This is a genomic window from Qipengyuania sp. JB2-7 (genome assembly GCF_055693485.1).
Map to the genome: position 1 here is coordinate 2,675,740 of NZ_CM146335.1, position 14,737 is coordinate 2,690,476.

Genomic DNA, 14,737 nt, shown 5'->3' on the forward strand with positions numbered 1-14,737 from the left:
ATCGCTTCGCTATTTGAGGACTTTTTCGCGTCCTATCGCTTCGCTATTTGAGGACTTTTTCGCGTCCTATCGCTTCGCTATTTGAGGACTTTTTCGCGTCCTATCGCTTCGCTATTTGAGGACAATATCACTCGGATCGCCAAGCCAACCGACACAATGCCAAACCCCAACCGTTCGTCCTGAGCTTGTCGAAGGGCGAACGCAGTACTAGGCAAGTCGTACTTCGACAGGCTCAGCACGAACGGAGCACTCTAATATGAAAATCGCCTTTATCGGCCTTGGCAATATGGGCGGCGGGATGGCCGCAAACCTTGTGAAGGCTGGCCACGAGGTCCGTGCTTTTGATCTCAGCGAAGCAGCTCTGGCCGCTGCTAAGGATGCGGGCTGCGCGACATTCACCAGCGCCTCAGAGGCCTGCACCGGTGTAGACGCGGTCGTTTCCATGTTGCCCAATGGCGCGATTGTGAAAAGCGTCTACGAAAGTGACGTGATCGGCCATGCCCCGAAAGGCGCGGTCTTGCTCGATTGCTCCACCATCGATGTCGCGACGGCACGCGAAGTCATCGAAGCGGCAACAGTAGCCGGATACGATATGGTGGATGCGCCCGTTTCCGGCGGGATCGCTGCGGCCAATGGCGGCACACTAACCTTTATGGTCGGTGGCACGGCGGGCGCATTTGAACGCGCCGAACCGATCCTTGACGCAATGGGCAAGGCGGTGATCCACGCGGGCGATGCGGGCGCGGGGCAGACCGCCAAAATCTGCAACAACATGCTGCTCGCCATAACCATGATCGGCACCGCCGAGGCGATGAAGATGGCGGAAAAGCTGGGCCTTGATCCGCAGAAATTCTACGAGATCAGCTCGCAATCATCCGGCTATAACTGGTCCTTGAACGCCTACACACCGATGCCCGGCGTGGGTTTCGAGAGCCCGGCTGACAATGACTATGTAGGCGGCTTCGCCACGCCATTGATGGTGAAGGATTTGCGCCTCGCGATGGAAGCCGCCGAGACGGCGGACGCCGCAGTGCCACTGGGATCGCGCGCAGCCGGCTTGTACGAAGACTTCCTTGGCGCGGGAAACGAAGCACTCGACTTCTCAGCGATCATCAAAACCTATTCGTAACGTTCGTCACAGCGACCGGTTGATTTCCGCAATAATGCCGTCGAGCCATTCGCGAGGTTCGCGACGCTTCCCAACATCCGCCACAAATTCCTGACCTCGTGCCACAGACCTGATCTTTCCGCCGTGCAACCAGCGGTCCGCCCGGTCATGATAGCTTAGCCCACCACGTTTCAGCCAGGCCGGGCGATGCCAAAGGCTGGGCGGGCCACCCATCACGGTCAATCTCAGTACATCAGAGGCCAATGACGCCGTTTGCCCCTCGCCGCGATAGATCACATCGTTGAAGCTGTGCATCTTTAGTGCATGCGGGTGCCCCAACCGGACCAAATCGGGTGCCTCTGTTTCAACCACGGGGTCATCATGTTCAATCATGCGCATTATCTCGACTACTCTGAGATACCCGAAAATACGGTGATGCGGCTCGCCTGTCTGCTCCTCTCGGAACAGGCCGAAGAACACAAAAACATCATCAATTCCAACGCCTTGATTGGCAAGATGGGTCTGCGCGGCACCGCATTGTCCGAACAGGCACGTGCCGTCATCCACAAACATCGGGTCGTGGTGGCAAAGATCGCGACCGCCTATTTTTCCCCGGCTCGCAATCGCCGCTAACTCGCCCAAACCGAGATCGTCATACGTCGTTTGCGACGCTACCCCCGCTGGTATTGGCAGGCTGATCGGGCGCCCATCCACAATCGGCGAAGGCCCACCGCCCGCCGCGCTGTCAAACCCCTTACGTGAGAAGATTATTCGCATCTTCTCCCCGCTGGCGGACCACGTGTCGCATGACAAGACTTTGCGTTAACCAAAAAGGGGACTATCTGCACCTGTATGGACGGGAAAATCACAGCACTCATCATGGCCGGCAAGCGATCCGGCGTTCTGGACCCACTGGCGCAGCGCGCAGGCGTCAATCAGAAATGCGTTGTACCGGTTGGCGGCAGACCCATGATAGAGCACGTCGTCGAGGCAGTCTCGCAATGTGATCGTATCGGCGCCATACATGTCGTCGCACACGAACCAGAAGAAATTCGTGCTATCCCACTGATTGGAAAGCTGGAAAGCGAAGGCCGCCTGAAGTTCAAATCGGGCGCATTCAATATTGTCGACAGCGTTTTTGCAGGCGTCGACGGCGCTGATTTTCCGGTCATGATTACCACCGCGGACAACTGCCTGGTCACGCCTGAGGGGTATGCGGAATTTATCGATGGCGCGCTCGCCGAAAATGCCGATGCAGCTGCCGCGCTCGCCCGCAAGAACGACGTGATCGCCGCCGATCCGCAAGGGCAGGCAAAGTTCTATGAGTTTACCGACGGCGGCTATTCAAACTGCAACACCTATTGGATCGGCAATGCAGAAGCGCTTTCCGCTGCGGAAATCATGCGCGGCGGTGGTCAATTTGTGAAGTTCCCAAGCCGCATTGCCAAGGCATTTGGCGTTATGAACCTGATCCGCTTCTATCTGGGCTGGGGCACTAAAGAGAAACTTTTCGCGCAAGTCTCCAAGCGGTTTGGTTTTAAGCTTTGCCCGATTGTCATGTCGCGCGGCGAATTCGCAGTTGATGTCGACAATGAGCGGACGTTTGATGTCACCGAAAGGCTGCTGGCGAAGCGGGCCGCGAACGCTGGCTAAGGCACAGCATCAAGCGGCATGACGCGTCTTTTTCGCAATATTGGCTGGCTGCTGACCGGACGCGGCTTCAACGCCGTGCTCAGCCTGGTTTACCTCGCGCTCGCGACGCGAACGTTGGGCCTTGATGGGTTCGGCCATTTTGCCATCATTATCGCTCTCGGCCAGACAGTCACCGGCCTTGCCAACTTTCAGACGTGGCAATTTGTTGTGCGCTGGGGTGCGGGGAAAGACGGGCCAGGCGAGGCAACCGGATTTGCCATAGCGCTCGATCTGTTGTCCGTCGTCATGGGCAGCGTGCTGGCGGCTATCCTGGTCTCCACCGCACAATTATGGCTACCCCTGCCAGATGAGTTGCTGTGGCTGACATTTGGCTATTGCATCATCTCGCTTTTATCGATCCGCACCACCCCGACCGGCTTGCTGAGACTGCGTTTCAAATATGGCAAGGCGACCGCCGCCGAGGCAGTGCAGCCCACCATCCGGGCTGCGGGAGCTGTGCTCGCCTGGCTTTTTATGCCCACCGTTGCTGGCTTTATCCTTGCGTGGGCGGCGGTAGAGGTTGCGGTGGCAGCAACCTTGTGGATCGTGGCGGTGCGCGATGAACGCATCGATATGTCGCAGATCAGCTTGTGGCGCATCCCGCGTGATCACGCCGATGCGTGGCGCTTTGTCTGGTCGACCAATATGACCGGTAGCCTCAATATCGCTGGCAAGCAGGTCATGATCTTGTTGGTCGGCGCCATTGGCGGAGAGGCATTTGCAGGCGGTTTTCGCGTCGCGAGCCAATTGGGGCAGGCGCTGGTTCAGCTGGCACAGACAGTTTCCAAGGCGATTTATCCTGAGCTGGTTCACGCCCAGGACAATGCACATCAGATTGCCCGCCGCATGGCCAATATTGCTCTGATCGGCGGCGTGTTGGCTGTCATGTTCGCGATCTTCTTTGGTCGCTGGGGACTGGTGGCGATTGCAGGCCCTGAATTTCAGGTCGTCTATTGGGCGATGGTCATTCTTGCCATTGCAGGTGCGGTTGAACTGGTCGGGGCCAGCCTTGAATCGCTGCTGGTAAGTGCAGGCAAAGCGGGCACAGCATTCTTGGTGAGAGCCGTTCCGACACTGCTGGCACTGGGCCTGCTCGACGTCGCGATGGGGTGGAATGGATTGAAAGGCGCAGCGTTCGCAGTCCTCGGCGCAAGCGCGCTGTCCGTAGTCGGCTTCTGGGTTGCGATTATCTCGCTGCAACAGATCCGCATCACGGTCGGCACACCGGAGGACGAGCCCGATCCCAAAGCGAGCTAGCCGGCGCCAGGCAGTTCCGCTTCCGCAGAGAGTCTTTCAACCGCATCGGGATTGGCAGACTTTGCCTCGATACGCTGGCAGAATTTGGCGATTCCGCGGCATGACCCCTGACTCATCTGATCGCATGCAATAAACTACTCGACCACAAATATTAACCTTCGTAAATATTTCGTGCTATCAAATATATGATTCATCACGGAAATATTTTTGTACGAAATTGTACAATTCGTGATGGAGCATCGGTCATATCATGATGCCTCCTGAGTCGTTAGGCCAGTTATACATATAAACAGAAAATTTTAACTGCCCTGTCTCAGGCGGGTGTGGGAGAGTCCCGCCGTGCATCACACATTGTGAAGTAACGCGCATGATATAAGCCAACCTATATTGGAGTTTATCATGGCTACTACGAAAAATACTGACAGGCAGCCCTATATTATTACTTTCAAACCTAAGGATAAGCGTTCAACCAAGAAGGATAAGCAGGAGATTTTGTCCGCTGCATTGGATGATGAGATTACCTTCCTGACTGCCGAGGAGGTCTCTACCCGTGCGCGGCCGGTTTCATCAGGCCAAGACATGGCGATGTTGGGTTATGACGTAAACCGTTATTCCGCGCCGATCCTGATGGCCAATCTGACCAAGGCCGAAATGAAGAAGCTTGAGAAGGATGGCAATGTCCTGCGCGTCGAGGAAGATGGGCAGATGTTTGCGCTCGACGAACCGATTGCAGCCGCGCAGACCACCCCAACTGGCATCACTCAGGTCAAGGCACCAGCGGCGTGGCCAAGCAGCCAGGGTGAGGGGATCAAGGTGTTTATTCTCGACACTGGTATCGATTCTGATCACCCTGACCTCGTCGCCAATCTGAAAACTGGCAAGAGCTTTGTCCCCACGGAAAGTTCGACCGAGGATTTTAACGGCCACGGTACGCATTGCGCCGGAACCGTTGCCGCAGCGATGAACAATATCGGTGTGGTGGGCGTTGCGCCCTATGCTTATCTCTATCCCGTCAAGGTGCTGTCGAGCAGCGGTAGCGGGAACTGGAGCTGGCTAATCGCGGCACTCGATTGGATCATGTCCAAGAAAGGTGCACGCGTTGCGAGCATGAGTCTTGGCGGCGGCGGCGCCCCACAAGCACTCGGCGATATGTGCGAGGCCGCCTATGATGATGGCATCCTGCTGGTAGCGGCAGCCGGCAATTCTGGTCCCGGTAACAACACAGTCGGTTTCCCGGCGCAATATCCGCATGTGATGGCGGTTTCGGCAGTCGATTCAACCGATACGATTGCCAACTTCTCCAGCCGTGGGCCACAGATCGAGGTTTGCGCGCCGGGCGTATCCGTCCTCTCGACGACGCGAGGTGGCGGCTATGGCCGATTGAGCGGAACCTCCATGGCTTGTCCGCATGTGTCAGGTGTCGGCGCGCTCGCCTGGGGTTCGCATCGCGGTGCGAATAACAAACAGGTGCGCTGGATGCTCAACACCTTCGTTGATCGGGTGGGCGACCAAGATCCTGAAAAGTATGGCAAAGGCCGCGTGAATGCGAATACCGCCGCATTTTTCATCGGCACAGCGCCAGAATTCGTGATCTAATCACGCGCGTGTGATCGGGAGCTGGACATGAGCAAACAGGGCCTTGGAGTATCCATCCTTCCATTGACGGCGAAGCTACATGCGCCGGTTCCCGCATCACCAAAAACCCGCGACAAAGTCCCCAAGGGATATGGGCGGCGCGAACAGTGCCGCCCTTTTGTTGCTGCCAATGCTGTGGGTCTGATGATCCCGGCGCCGTTTAGTTGGGGGTATTGCCTGCCAACTGATGTGCCATCAGGCGCGCGGGCGTTTCGTTCGCCAGTGTCTGGAGGGTGCGCCAACAGAGTCTTCTATGTTCATGATGACCCCACGCACTTCTTCAAGTCGAACCGCTTTGCAATTGCCGAGCATGTCAAGGAGCGCGCAGGCGATGTTGTTGTGCCGGGGTTGAGCTTTTTTGAGCGGGAAGATCAGCAGGGCCAAGTCAAAGTTCACTTGCCCTATGTGTTCACAACAGAAAGCGGAATGGGCCTGCTCTTTGCGCCGCCCATCAATCGGTCGCGGCAAGACGGCCTGCACATGCTCTCAGGACTGGTCGAAACGGCGTGGTATGCCGATTGCGTGAATTTGGTTTTCAATCTGCCGACAAGCGAAAAACCGGTTCATGTGAAGGCTGGCGAACCGTTGGCACAGGCCATTCCAGTGCCGATGGCCGCGAGCGAAACCGATGCCAGATTGCTTGCTTCACACAGCCGGATGGTGCGCAATGGGTTGGATAAATTGGCCGAATGGAACCGACTGCATAACACGGACCGGTCGGCCTATAAGCGGCTTGCGAAAGCGAGTAGACTGACCTTGCCTAGTCTTCAGGGATGGGCTGAATGCGCATCTCACCATCAGGTTCGACCCGCTTCACCGTGTCACTTTCAGCAAGCGATTTGAGAGCCTTTGCATCAACATTGGCGACGATGATCGGCATACTGCCCATCGTATCAATGACATCCAATCCGTCCATCGCCTCCATGGCGGCCATATCGCCCATATCAGCCATCGTAATAATCACCCGCTCGCGATGATCGGCATTGTCGCTATGTGCGGCGAAGGCCTTGTGAAGATCGTTGGAAACTTTGTCTGACATAGTAACCCTTTCAGCTGATGGCTCAGCAGTCCCGCTCTTCGGACCTTCGCCGTCGGCTATGGCATGGGGATCAGTAGGGGCGCATGCGGCGCTCATAGCACCGATTGCCATGGGAACGACTAGGCTGAGCGAGAGCTTTTGCATGACCGAAAGCATACCATACCCCGCGCGAATAACCGAGGACGTTAATCTATCGTAGCCGCTCGTCAGAGGCGCTTGACGCTCACTTTACTCGACAGAAACGTTGCTGGTCCGAAGGTCGTGAGAAAGCTTACATCAGCAGCATCACGCCCAACGCCAATAACGGCACGTTTCTGAAGGTTTCGCCATCCCAGTCGCATCAATGAGTTGCCAAGAATGCCCGTTCGAATGGTTCGGGTCAGCTAGCAGAACTTCGGCAACGGCATGAAAATCCTGCGGTTTCACATCAGGGGCATAGCAAGCCACATAGCGCGCGGGGATCGCCGAAGCACGAGCCATAGCAATCACGACATGGGCGAAGTCCCGGCAAACGCCTTGCCGATCGACGAAGCTGTCCATGGCCGTGCTGCCGGGCCCGCTTGCGCCGGGGGCATACTCTAAATGAGCGCTTACCCAGTCGTGGTTGGCTCTCGCCCGCTCACCGCCGGATGTTCCGGCAAACTCTGAATCGACAAAATTTTGGAACCTACCAGCCTGGCAGAAACGCGATTCTAGTAAATACTCGACAGCATCGCCCGGAATTTCATGCGCTGGCAGCTGATCAAATCGCCCAACGTCTTCATCACGGCGATGTATTTCGGTTCTGGCGTGATAGCCCGCCTCAATACGTCCCGAACCGGTTATCCATGTGCGGTGACCGATTTCGCCATGCGCTGGCACGGTCTCCTCGTACTTGCGGCCTGATACCTGAACGTTGCCACTGGTTATGGTTTGCGATGACAGCGCTGCGGCCTCGAACTGCAGCAAAGCGTCACCCGGCTCATCAAGATGAAATGCGACTTCCGCCGTAATCTCAAGAATCATCGCCGGGTCAATTCTGGTCTATAACGCCATAAAGGTCATGCGCATCGGCATCCTCGACCGTGATGTTGACAATATCGCCGGTCGCCAGATCAGCGGGAACATCGCGGAGATAGACCGCGCCATCAATTTCTGGCGCATCAGCCTGAGATCGTCCCGTCGCTCCGACATCGCCATCTTCATCAGGCTCACCCACTTCATCGATAATCACTGGAAGGGTCCGGCCAATCTTGTTTTGCAGTTTTGCAGCCGAAATACGCTCAGTCAGTTCCATCAACCGAGCATAGCGTTCTTCTTTCACCGCTTCTGGTACAGGGTTGGGTAAATCATTCGCGCGCGCGCCTTCAACCGGCTCAAACCGGAAGCCGCCAACCCGGTCGAGCTGGGCTTCCTCCAGCCAATTGAGCAAATAGCGGAAGTCGTCCTCTGTCTCACCCGGGAAGCCGACGACGAAGCTGGATCGCACCGCGATATCCGGGCAGATATCGCGCCACTTCTTAAGTCGCTCGAGGACTTTCGCCTCATTCGCTGGACGCCGCATTGATTTGAGTACTGATGGTGCCGCGTGCTGGAATGGTATGTCCAGATATGGGGTCAGCAGCCCTTCCGCCATCAGGGGGATCACCGCATCAACATGTGGATAGGGATATACGTAATGAAGCCGTACCCATGGCGGTGCCCCCTGATCGGTGCGTAACTGCCCAAGTTCACGAGCAAGGTCAGTCATATGGGCGCGGACGGGATTGCCCTTCCATTCGCGTTCTTCATGCCGCGTGTCGACACCGTAAGCGGACGTATCCTGGCTAATCACCAGCAGCTCTTTCGTGCCCGCAGCGACCAGCTTTTCCGCTTCGCGCAGCACAGCATCAATCCGCCGACTGGCCAGTTTCCCGCGCAAGTCCGGGATGATGCAGAACGCGCAGGAATGATTGCAACCCTCTGAAATCTTGAGGTAACTGTAGTGGCGTGGAGTCAGCTTGATGTCAGGTTGTGGGATCAGATCAACAAATGGCCCCTGCGTTGGCGGCGCATGTTCATGCACGGCCTCAACCACCTGTTCATATTGGTGCGCGCCGGAGACAGCCAAAACCTGCGGGTGCGCGGCGCGGATCGCATCGGCTTCTTCGCCCATACACCCCGTTACAATCACCCGGCCATTTTCAGCGATCGCTTCACCAATGGCGGCAAGGCTCTCTTCCTTCGCACTGTCAAGAAAGCCGCATGTGTTCACCAGCACAACATCAGCCCCGGCATAATCCGGACTCATAGCGTAGCCATCGGCGCGCAAACGGGTCAGAATACGCTCAGAATCGACCAGCGCTTTCGGGCAGCCGAGGCTGACCATACCGACCTTCTTTTGGTCTGGGAGAATAGTTGCTTTGCTCATGATTTGCGGGCGCCTCTACACGTAGCCGCTCTAATAGGCTAGATATTCTCTGGGTCGGCCAAGCCACCCGCTCCCTCCACCCTACCACCGGGATTTGTGCCCGGTAGCATCCAAGTGGTAAGGGTGGAGGGAGCGGGTGGCTTGATTCAAAAGAAATCAGGGAGAGGCATAGTGTTCGACGTAAACTGGATAGGCATCATTGCGTACCGCTGTGATGGGATTTGTCGTTGGCGGCATTTGGTATGGGCCGATCATGGGCAAGAAATGGATGGGCGCTGTTGGCCTGACAGAGGATCAGATCAAAGAAGGCAATATGGGCTTAATCTACGGCGGTGCCTTCGCGTTTTCGCTGATCGCAAGCTGGACTTTGGCGCATACCTTCGCGAGCTATGATTACGAGCTATCTTTGATGGCTAAAGTGATGACTGCTCTGGGTGTGGCGGTGGGCTTTATCATCCCTGCATTGGGCACGAACTATTTGTTCAGCCAAAAAGGCAAAGCGCTGTTCTTCATCGATGCTGGTTATTGGATCCTGTTTTACATCGCCATGGGTACAGTCCACGCATTGTTACCTTAGCCGCCCATCTTCAACGTGCCTTGCGACTGCCACAGACAACGGGTAGCCTGATCTCGAACACGGTTGGAGGAACGTCATGCTCAAATATGCCGCTATTGTTGCTGTTGCGCTCACCGCCACTTCGCTCAGTGCGAAGCCGCCAAAGGTCTTTGCGAAAAACTCCGAACGTGCGGCCACCATGGACATCGAAGATCCCGAAACCCGAATATGCGTGCGGCGGCCAATGACCAACAGCCGAACGCGCTTTACCAAGCAATGCCTGACGCAGGACCAATGGAAGTCTGTACTTCTTGAAAAGGACGCTCAAGCACAGGACATGCGCGCCGCCGCAAGAGGGGTAGACGTTCAATAAGCCGGTATTTCGTGACAGATCCCCATCAGTGCGTGTCGCCGTTCGAATTGCCGTTTTCGGTTGGGACAATCTCGACCACCACATCGCCCGGTTGAAGATTCTGGCAGGCTTCCTCCCAGAAACCCAGAACCTTGCCATCGCGATAAACGCGCAAACCGCGCCCGCCTGATTTCAGGTCCGTAATCGCGCAGCCGCATTCCTCATCGGTGATGACACGCTCGACCAACTGAACACGGCCCGTGACAGAGGCGAGATCGGCGAGGTAATCCGCAATGTGTTCACCCTTTGCGCTACCCGCCAACAGCAAACCCGTGAAACGAACCGGATTGATGACATTGTCTGCGCCCGCTTGGCGGGCAAGGGATTCGTTGTCGTCTGCCCTTACGACCACACTAATCGGAATATCGGGAGCCATCGCACGCACCGTCAAAACGATCAGGATCGATGTGTCATCACGCCCCGCGGACACCAGAACGTTTTGCGCCTCGGAAATTCGCACGGCTGCCAGCGTATCATCGCGCGTGGCATCTGCTGCCATGACGTTGCAACCAAGCTTTTCCGCCTCAGCAAGGCGGTCTTCGCTGGGATCAATAACCACGATCGTGCTTGGATCAGTGCCGCGTTCAATCAGCTCGTCGACCGCTTCCGACCCTGAAATGCCGAAGCCCAAAACGACGATGTGATTGGACAATTGCTCTTGGATGCGGGCCATGCGCCACTTCTCCCAACTGCGCTTAATAATGAAATTGTATGCGGTGCCGACAAAGATAAAGAACACCGCAAACCGGATTGGAGTCACGATAACTGCCTCAATCAATCGCGCCCGGTCAGAAATCGGCGCAATATCGCCAAAACCTGTCGTGGTGACAGAGATCATGGTAAAATAGACAACGTCGAGAAAGCTGACCTCGCCATCGAGATTGTCGACCAAACCTTCACGGTCCCACCAATGGATCATGATCACGAGGAAGATCAATCCGAAGGCGAGACCAATGCGGATCGCAAGATCGCCCCAGACGGGAATTCTTACCGCACGGCGAATAGGCGTGAAGCGGGAACGCCGCGAACGGGCTGGCGGTTTGCGTGGCACGATACGATCGATCGGCTTCTCTTTCATCGCGCGTCTTGTGTCACTGCGCGAAGCGTTCCGCAAGCGTATCGAGCGAACTGTAATGCGTTAGATCAAGCTGTAAGGGCGTCACCGCGACATAGCCATCGGCAATCGCCTCCAGATCTGTCCCATGATCGAGAGTGTGTTCAATCGCATGCAGGCCGAACCAGAAATAGTCGTAGCCTCGCGGATCCTTGCCCTCGACAAGCGAACCACGCGAGTAATCATGAAACCCCTGCCGTACAACACGGATACCTTTGACCGCCTCGGCGGCGATAGGCGGAAAATTCACATTCACCAGCGTACGTTCAGGCAAAGGCACGTCGAGAAGTGGTGCAATGACTTTCGGTCCCCACACACGCGCTGCATCGAATGGTACTGTGTCCGCCATGCCTTCGCGCGAATAGACTTGGCTCAGCGCAATAGATCGGATACCCGCCAATGCGCCTTCAATCGCGGCGGACACGGTCCCCGAATAGGTGATGTCATCACCTAGATTGGCCCCGCGATTGACGCCGGAAAGCACCAGGTCAGGCTTGTCCGGCATAACTTTGCGAAGCGCCATCATGACAGAATCGGTGGGCGTCCCACTAACTGACAAGCGTCGCTCACTATGCTGGCGCAGGCGCACAGGTTCGTTAAGCGTCAGAGAATGCCCCGCGCCCGATTGCTCTTCTGACGGCGCGCACACCCAAATGTCATCCGAAAACTCGCGCGCGATCTCTTCGAGCACCTCTAACCCCGGCGCGTGAATGCCGTCATCATTGGTGACCAGAATACGCATCAAGCAGCAGGCTCAAGCTTGGTCACGCCACCCATATAGGGATGCAAAACCTCTGGGATCAGAACGCTGCCATCAGCCTGCTGATAATTTTCGATAATCGCCACCAGCGTGCGACCCACCGCGAGACCAGAGCCGTTGAGCATATGGAAATACTCGCTCTTCTTCTCGCCTTCTGGACGATAACGCGCATTCATTCTCCGCGGCTGATAGGTTCCGCCATTAGAACAAGAGCTGATCTCACGATAGGCGCATTGACCGGGAAGCCAGACTTCCAAATCATACGTCTTCATCATTGCCGAACCCATATCGCCCGAGCATAGAGCCATGACCCGATAGTGCAGCCCGAGACTCTGCAACAAACCCTCTGCAACGCCGGTAATCCGATCAAGCTCTTCCTCTGCCTTTTCGGGCAAAGCGGCCACGATCATTTCGACTTTTTCGAACTGATGCTGGCGGATGAAGCCGCGCGTGTCACGACCAGCCGCACCTGCTTCAGAACGGAAGCATGGCGTGAGCGCCGTCAAACGCATTGGGAAGTCGGTTTCGGCGAAGAGCTGTTCGCGAAACGAGTTTCCTAGCACCATTTCCGACGTTGATATCAGCAATCGGTCATCCGTGGTGCGGAACAGATCCTCCCCAAATTTCGGCAATTGACCGGTGCCGTACCCGGCTTCTTCATTGATCAACAGTGGCGGATTGCACTCTACAAAGCCATGCTCGCGCGTGTTGTTATCGAGCATGAACTGTCCGAGAGCACGATGCAGCCGTGCTATGTCCCCACGCAGAAATGTGAAACGCGCGCCGGAAATCTTCGCGCCGGTTTCAAAATCCATACCGAGCGCGGGCGCAATGTCGGCATGTTCTTGCGGTTCGAAATCGAACTGAGGTTTCTCGCCCCATTCGCGCAGATAGACATTGTCATTCTCATCTTCGCCATCAGGAACACTGGGATCAAGGACATTGGGGAGAACAAGCAACGCCATGCGAAGTTCTTCGCCAAGCGCCCGATCTTCCTCTTCAAGCGCTGGCATAGACTGCTTCAGCTCAGCAACTTCAGCCTTCAGCGCCTCGGCCTTTTCCGCATCACCCTGCCCCATCGCCTTACCAATGGCTTTGGAGGCTTCATTGCGGCGGCTTTGTGCCTCTTGCAGCTTGGTCGTCACCTCGCGCCGCTTGGCATCCAGCGCCAGAATATCTGCGGCAACCGGGCCAAGTCCGCGCCGCGCCAGCGCCGCGTCAAAGCCGTCCGGGTCGTCTCGAATTGTGCGAATATCGTGCATGCCAGCGCCTATGCCTTCGCCTGCCTCCAAATGCTAGTGAAGATCGCGCCTGTTGGCGAAGCAAATGGTCGCGCTTGATCGCGAGAGTTGTTTGTTTATTGCGGGATTGTTCAATCAATCTTTCCAATGAGTAAGACCCAGTTATAGTGCCGCATCCGCATGACCAGCCTCCACGCCGGACACCTTTTATTGGCGGCTTAGATCGCTTCATTCGTATAGGCAGGGCAGTTGGTGCGATCAGCCAGGCAAACTTGAAGAAAGATCATCTGCTGGCACGAGCCGTGGATGAAACAGGCCTCGACGATTTCGGCGACCGGTGGTTTGAACAACCTCTTGAAGTATTGCTAGAACTCTGTGCGCAGCGAAGCGCGCCTGAACGCAGCCGGTGATTGGTCGGCCATGGCGCAATTTCACCACGTGTTGCGCGACAGGTTGCGCGCGCAAATGTGGTTCTCGAAGCATCCTGAGATACTCGCCCGGCCCATCAAGCGTCCGGTTATCATCGTCGGCCCAATGCGTTCCGGTACAACGCGTCTTCACCGCCTGCTCGCAAGTGATCAGCGCTTTACGCATATGCGCAGCTTTGAAACGATCAGTCCCGTGCCGCGCCCTGATTTTGAGAGAGTGATGGCGGGCGAGAAAAAGGACTTCCGCCCGATCCTGGCCGCGCGCATCATGAAGGTTGCACGGCTTGCCAATCCGCGGACCCTGTCAATCCATCCCACCGGGCCTTATGAGCCAGAAGAAGAGCTGGGCCTGCTCGTCGCCAGCATGTGGGGCATGAAGCATGAAGCGCAGTGGCATGTGCCGAGCTATGCCGCATGGTGTGAGGGGCAGGACCCCACGCCAGCATATCGCTATATGGCCGATTTGCTGAGGCTCGTCGGCTGGTCACAACAGGTTTCGAGCCTCCGTCCGTGGATCCTGAAAACACCGCAGCACATGCTCGACCTGCCCGCGCTGCTCAGCGTGTTCCCCGACGCCCGAATCATCTTCAGCCATCGCGACCCTCAGCAAGTGGTTGGCAGTGCAGCCTCGCTCGCTTGGAATCAGACCATCATTTATTCCGATCACGCCGATCCGAATGAGGTTGGTCGCGAATGGCTGCGCAAAACGCGATTGCAAATTGATCGAATGATGGCCGCTCGCAAAGCTATTCCTGCTGAACGCATGATCGACGTTCGCTATGACGATATGGATCAGGATTGGCGCGGCACGATGAAGCGGGTCTATCGGTTCCTTGAATTGGATATGGAGCCCGCCGTGCCTGGTATGGAGGCGTTTCTTGAGCGATCCAAGCAGCTGAAGCGGCATCCGCACCGCTATACGCTTGAGCAATTCGGGCTTTCACCTGACGTTGTGAACGAAGAGCTCAGCCATTACGTCCGCGCGTTCGATATTCCTCAAGAACAGGCATTCGGTACGCGACCGAGCCAAACGGCGCGCTTGATCGCTGATATCTCCGGTAAATTCGGAACCTTTCGATTGAAAGACCGTTAGACTGTCAAAGGAG

General features: G+C 56.4%; 14 protein-coding genes and 1 pseudogene. 8 read left to right on the plus strand and 7 right to left on the minus strand.

Annotated features, from left to right (window positions below):
- Positions 1-250: 250 nt before the first annotated feature.
- Positions 251-1,129, plus strand: a pseudogene (mmsB, locus tag ACZ1GM_RS13450) (3-hydroxyisobutyrate dehydrogenase); the annotation flags it as partial.
- A 6-nt stretch (positions 1,130-1,135) separates the two neighbouring features.
- Here mmsB and ACZ1GM_RS13455 read toward each other — a convergent pair.
- Positions 1,136-1,885 carry an Nmad3 family putative nucleotide modification protein gene (locus tag ACZ1GM_RS13455; protein WP_472676899.1) on the minus strand — a complete coding sequence of 250 codons (750 nt, stop codon included), beginning with the start codon at positions 1,883-1,885 and terminating at the stop codon, positions 1,136-1,138.
- Positions 1,886-1,960: 75 nt separating this feature from the next.
- Between ACZ1GM_RS13455 and ACZ1GM_RS13460 the strand changes: the two genes are divergently transcribed.
- The 4 genes from ACZ1GM_RS13460 (at position 1,961) to ACZ1GM_RS13475 (ending at position 6,535) form a co-directional block, all read left to right on the plus strand.
- Positions 1,961-2,761: an NTP transferase domain-containing protein gene (locus tag ACZ1GM_RS13460; RefSeq protein WP_472676900.1), complete on the plus strand. Its 801-nt coding sequence runs from the start codon at positions 1,961-1,963 to the stop codon at positions 2,759-2,761.
- A gap of 18 nt (positions 2,762-2,779) precedes the next feature.
- The gene (locus tag ACZ1GM_RS13465; protein WP_472676901.1) at positions 2,780-4,057 is read left to right on the plus strand and encodes a lipopolysaccharide biosynthesis protein; all 1,278 of its coding nucleotides are present in this window, start codon (positions 2,780-2,782) and stop codon (positions 4,055-4,057) included.
- A 399-nt stretch (positions 4,058-4,456) separates the two neighbouring features.
- A complete protein-coding gene (locus ACZ1GM_RS13470; protein WP_472676902.1) occupies positions 4,457-5,653 on the plus strand; it encodes a S8 family peptidase in 1,197 nt (398 codons plus the stop codon).
- A 27-nt stretch (positions 5,654-5,680) separates the two neighbouring features.
- The gene (locus ACZ1GM_RS13475; protein WP_472676903.1) at positions 5,681-6,535 is read left to right on the plus strand and encodes a DUF6065 family protein; all 855 of its coding nucleotides are present in this window, start codon (positions 5,681-5,683) and stop codon (positions 6,533-6,535) included.
- Here ACZ1GM_RS13475 and ACZ1GM_RS13480 read toward each other — a convergent pair.
- The 3 genes from ACZ1GM_RS13480 to rimO all read right to left on the minus strand — a co-directional run bounded on the left by ACZ1GM_RS13480 (position 6,453) and on the right by rimO (position 9,120).
- On the minus strand, positions 6,453-6,887 hold the full coding sequence (locus tag ACZ1GM_RS13480) for a hypothetical protein (protein ID WP_472676904.1): 435 nt from the start codon (positions 6,885-6,887) through the stop codon (positions 6,453-6,455). The genes ACZ1GM_RS13475 and ACZ1GM_RS13480 overlap by 83 nt on opposite strands.
- Before the next feature lie 129 nt (positions 6,888-7,016).
- Complete coding sequence (locus ACZ1GM_RS13485; RefSeq protein ID WP_472676905.1) at positions 7,017-7,736, minus strand: transglutaminase-like domain-containing protein; 720 nt, start codon at positions 7,734-7,736, stop codon at positions 7,017-7,019.
- Between the two features lie 7 nt (positions 7,737-7,743).
- Positions 7,744-9,120, minus strand: a complete 1,377-nt coding sequence (gene rimO / locus ACZ1GM_RS13490; protein WP_472676906.1) for a 30S ribosomal protein S12 methylthiotransferase RimO — start codon at positions 9,118-9,120, stop codon at positions 7,744-7,746.
- 199 nt (positions 9,121-9,319) lie between these two features.
- Here rimO and ACZ1GM_RS13495 point away from each other — a divergent pair, with 199 nt between their 5' ends.
- Together ACZ1GM_RS13495 and ACZ1GM_RS13500 are read left to right on the plus strand one after the other, a co-directional pair.
- Positions 9,320-9,697: a DUF1761 domain-containing protein gene (locus tag ACZ1GM_RS13495; RefSeq protein ID WP_472676907.1), complete on the plus strand. Its 378-nt coding sequence runs from the start codon at positions 9,320-9,322 to the stop codon at positions 9,695-9,697.
- Between the two features lie 76 nt (positions 9,698-9,773).
- Positions 9,774-10,049 carry a hypothetical protein gene (locus ACZ1GM_RS13500; protein WP_472676908.1) on the plus strand — a complete coding sequence of 92 codons (276 nt, stop codon included), beginning with the start codon at positions 9,774-9,776 and terminating at the stop codon, positions 10,047-10,049.
- Positions 10,050-10,074: 25 nt separating this feature from the next.
- Here the strand turns inward: ACZ1GM_RS13500 and ACZ1GM_RS13505 are convergent, their stop codons facing one another.
- Genes ACZ1GM_RS13505 through serS form a run of 3 tightly spaced genes read right to left on the minus strand, consistent with a single transcriptional unit; the run spans position 10,075 to position 13,224 of the window.
- The gene (locus ACZ1GM_RS13505) at positions 10,075-11,166 is read right to left on the minus strand and encodes a potassium channel family protein (protein ID WP_472676909.1); all 1,092 of its coding nucleotides are present in this window, start codon (positions 11,164-11,166) and stop codon (positions 10,075-10,077) included.
- Positions 11,167-11,179: 13 nt separating this feature from the next.
- Positions 11,180-11,944 (minus strand): 5'/3'-nucleotidase SurE, encoded by a 765-nt coding sequence (gene surE, locus ACZ1GM_RS13510; protein ID WP_472676910.1) that lies wholly within the window; start codon positions 11,942-11,944, stop codon positions 11,180-11,182.
- Positions 11,944-13,224, minus strand: a complete 1,281-nt coding sequence (gene serS, locus ACZ1GM_RS13515) for a serine--tRNA ligase (protein WP_472676911.1) — start codon at positions 13,222-13,224, stop codon at positions 11,944-11,946. Before serS ends, surE begins: the two co-directional genes overlap by 1 nt.
- 444 nt (positions 13,225-13,668) lie before the next feature.
- Between serS and ACZ1GM_RS13520 the strand changes: the two genes are divergently transcribed.
- Entirely contained in the window at positions 13,669-14,724 is a 1,056-nt protein-coding gene (locus ACZ1GM_RS13520) for a sulfotransferase family protein (RefSeq protein ID WP_472676912.1), read from the plus strand.
- The last annotated feature ends 13 nt before the right edge of the window (positions 14,725-14,737 follow it).